This is a genomic window from Pseudomonas sp. K5002, assembly GCF_013386655.1.
Classification (GTDB): Bacteria; Pseudomonadota; Gammaproteobacteria; order Pseudomonadales; family Pseudomonadaceae; genus Aquipseudomonas.
The window spans coordinates 1-3,399 of sequence record NZ_JACARK010001202.1; the positions used below are offsets into that span (position 1 = coordinate 1).

Genomic DNA, 3,399 nt, shown 5'->3' on the forward strand with positions numbered 1-3,399 from the left:
GCAGTCGACCCAGGAAATCGAGAAAATGGTCGCCGGCATCCAGAGCGGTACGGGTGAAGCGGTGCAGTCCATGCAGCAGAGCAACCAGCGCACCCAAAGCACCCTGGAAATGGCGCGGGCTGCCGGTGTGGCCCTGGAGCAGATCACCCAGTCCATCAGCCTGATCAACGAGCGCAACCTGGTGATCGCCAGTGCCTCGGAAGAACAGGCTCAGGTGTCCCGCGAAGTGGATCGCAACCTGGTGAACATCCGCGACCTGGCGACGCAGTCGGCGGCGGGCGCCAATCAGACCTCAGCCGCCAGTCACGAACTGTCGCGCCTGGCAGTGGATTTGAACGGGATGGTGGCGCGCTTCGTCATCTGACCTGAAATACGATCAAAAATGTGGGAGCGGGCTTGCTCGCGAAAGCGGTGTGTCAGTTGATGCATTCGGTGGCTGACACACCGCTTTCGCGAGCAAGCCCGCTCCCACATTGGCTTCTGTGGTGCTTCAGGAATCAGTGTTTCCAGGCGGCTGGGTTCACCAGGTTCTTCGGCTTCTCACCCGCCAGCGCCGCCAGCAGATTGTCCACCGCGCACTTCGCCATCGCCTCCCGCGTCTCATGAGTCGCTGAACCGATATGCGGCGTCGCCACCACATTGTTCAAGCGCAACAACGGCGAGTCATGCTGCAGCGGCTCCCGCACAAACACATCCAGCCCCGCCGCACGAATCGTGCGCTGTTGCAACGCCTCGATCAGCGCCGGCTCGTCCACCACCTTGCCCCGGGAGATGTTGATAAAGATCGTCTCCGGGCCCATCAGCGCGAACTCTTCAGCACCGATCAAACCTTCGGTTTCAGCCGTCAGCGGCAAGGTCAGGCACACAAAGTCGGCTTCCCGGAGCAGGTCCGGCAGGCTGCGGTATTGCGCGTCAAACCGCGCCTCCACCGCAGGTTTTGGCGAGTGGCTGTGGTAGATCACCGGCATGCCGAACCCGAAGTGCCCACGCTGGGCCAATGCTTCGCCTATCCGGCCCATGCCGATAATGCCCAGGGTCTTGCCATGCACGTCGCTGCCGAAATGCAGCGGGCCGATGTTCTGGTTCCAGTTGCCGGCGCGCACCATATTGGCCAGCTCCACCACTCGCCGGGCGGTCGCCAGGATCAGGGCGAAGCCGGTATCGGCGGTGGTTTCGGTCAGTACGTCGGGGGTATTGCTGAGCAGGATGCCGCGCTCGGTCAGGTAGTCGATATCGTAGTTGTCGACACCGACCGACACGCTGGCCACGGCCTCAAGGTTTGGCGCCAGATCCAGCAGTTTGGCATCCAGGCGCAAGCTGGCACCGAGCAAGCCCTGAGCGGTCGGCAAGGCTTCACGCAGTTTGGCCAGGCCGCTTTCATCCAGCGATTCAATAAGCGTGACCTGGGCCTGTTCATGCAGGCGGGCCATCAGCGGTGCAGAGAGTTTCTTGTAGAGCACGACAGACTTTTTCATCAGGTCTTTACCTTCAATTCAAGGGATTGCAGCGGGGCGCGTTCGCGGTCGCTGGCGCCGGGCTTGAGAAAGATCGTCAACACCACCGACACCAGCAGCGCACCGCTCATCAGCAAGTACGAGGCGCCGGGCGATCCGGTGCTGCTGTTGAGGTAGCCCACCAGATACGAACCGCCGAACGAACCGAGGGCGCCCATGCTGTTGATCAGCGCCATGGCGCCGCCGGCGACGTTGGCCGGAAGGATCTCGGGGACGATTGCGAAAAACGGCCCGTAAGGCGCATACATACAGGCCCCGGCGATCACCAGCAGGGTGTACGACCACCAGAAGTGTTCGGCGCCGAGCACGTAGGACGCATAAAACGCGATGGAGGCGATCAGCAACGGTGGCCACACAAAACGTTTACGTTTTTGCAGTTTGTCCGAGCCCCAGGACACCGCCAGCATGCCGATCACCGCCGCCAGGTACGGCAGCGCCGACAGCCAGCCGGCCTCGACCATGTCCATTTTCAGGCCGGCCTTGAGAATCGACGGCAGCCACAGCACGAAGCCATACACGCCAATGCTCCAGCAGAAAAACTGCAGCGCCAGGATGATCACCTTGGGTGAGCGAAAGGCCTCGGCGTAGTTCTTTACCGCCTTGATGCCCACTTGTTCTTCGGCGAGGGCGGTTTCCAGGTCTTTTTTATGCTGGGCGCTCAGCCATTTGGCGTCGGCGGGTTTTTCATCCGCCAGCTTCCACCAGATAAACGCCCACAGCACCGCCGGCAAACCTTCGATGATAAACATCCAGCGCCAGCTGAAATGCTGTACCAGGTAGCCCGAGACCACCGACATCCACATCATGGTCACCGGGTTGCCGAGGATCAGGAAGGTGTTGGCTCGCGAGCGTTCCGCGCGGGTGAACCAGTGACACAGGTACACCAGCATCGCCGGCATCACGGCGGCTTCGACCACCCCGAGCATGAAGCGGATCACGATCAGCATGTAGGCGTTGGACACCATGCCGGTCAGGGTGGCCAGGCCGCCCCACAGGATCAGGCTGACGAAAATCAGCTTCTTCACGCTGCGTTTCTGCGCGTAGATCGCACCGGGCACCTGGAAGAAAAAGTAGCCAAGGAAGAACAGCGCGCCGAGCAATGACGACATGCCCGGGGTGATCATCAGGTCTTCGGCCATCCCGGAGGCGGCGGCAAAGCCGTAGTTGGCGCGGTCCAGGTACGCCAGGCTGTAGGTGATAAACACGATGGGCATGATGTACCACCAACGGCGGGTGGCGAGTTTCAACGGTTCCATAAGGTTGCTCCTGAGCTTGTTGTAGTTGTGGCAACAGGTAACTCGGTGATGCTGATTAACCGGCTTTCTGGGTGTGGGGCAGATCGGTCCTGAACGGCAAGCCTTCCATGTCGCCACGGCTCTGCACCGCGCGGCTGCCGATCCAGTTGCCGCGCTGCACGGCTTCGCTGAAGCTCAGGTTTTCCAACAACGCGCTGATCATGCCCACGGCAAATCCATCGCCGGCGCCGACCGTGTCGACCACCTTGGCCACTGGCACGGCGGCGACAAACCCCTGGTCCAGCTGGGTGCGGTAATACGCGCCGTGGGGCCCGAGCTTGATGGCCACGGCTTCCACGCCCTGGTCCAGGTAAAACGCGGCGATGTCGGCCGGGTCTTCAAAACCGGTGAGCAAGCGGCCTTCGCCCAAGCCCGGCAACACCCAGTCCGCCAGGCAGGCGAGGGCGTTGATTTCGCTGATCATGCGTTGCTCGTTCGCCCACAGGGACGGGCGCAGGTTCGGGTCGAAGGACACGCTGCGCCCGGCCTCGCGCATTTGCGTCATCAACTGGCGCGACAGGTCGCGGGTGGCGTCCGACAGCGCCGGCGGAATGCCGGTGGCGTGCAGGTGCCGGGCTTGCAACAGCTCA

Annotated in this window: 4 protein-coding genes; 1 reads left to right on the forward strand and 3 read right to left on the reverse strand. The window is 62.1% G+C overall.

Annotation, left to right across the window (positions count from 1 at the left end; all coding sequences use genetic code 11):
- Positions 1-364 (forward strand): methyl-accepting chemotaxis protein (locus HX846_RS34890; RefSeq protein ID WP_256740303.1); only part of this gene is annotated, 364 nt, incomplete at its 5' end.
- 133 nt (positions 365-497) lie between these two features.
- Here HX846_RS34890 and HX846_RS34895 read toward each other — a convergent pair.
- From HX846_RS34895 to HX846_RS34905, 3 genes are all read right to left on the reverse strand, one after another.
- Positions 498-1,475 (reverse strand): D-glycerate dehydrogenase, encoded by a 978-nt coding sequence (locus tag HX846_RS34895; protein ID WP_178967222.1) that lies wholly within the window; start codon positions 1,473-1,475, stop codon positions 498-500.
- Positions 1,475-2,770, reverse strand: coding sequence for an MFS transporter (locus HX846_RS34900; protein ID WP_003214078.1), 1,296 nt, complete (start codon positions 2,768-2,770; stop codon positions 1,475-1,477). The genes HX846_RS34895 and HX846_RS34900 overlap by 1 nt, the downstream gene beginning before the upstream one ends.
- A gap of 55 nt (positions 2,771-2,825) precedes the next feature.
- Positions 2,826-3,399: sugar kinase (locus tag HX846_RS34905; RefSeq protein WP_178967223.1), on the reverse strand; the 574-nt coding region annotated here is incomplete at its 5' end.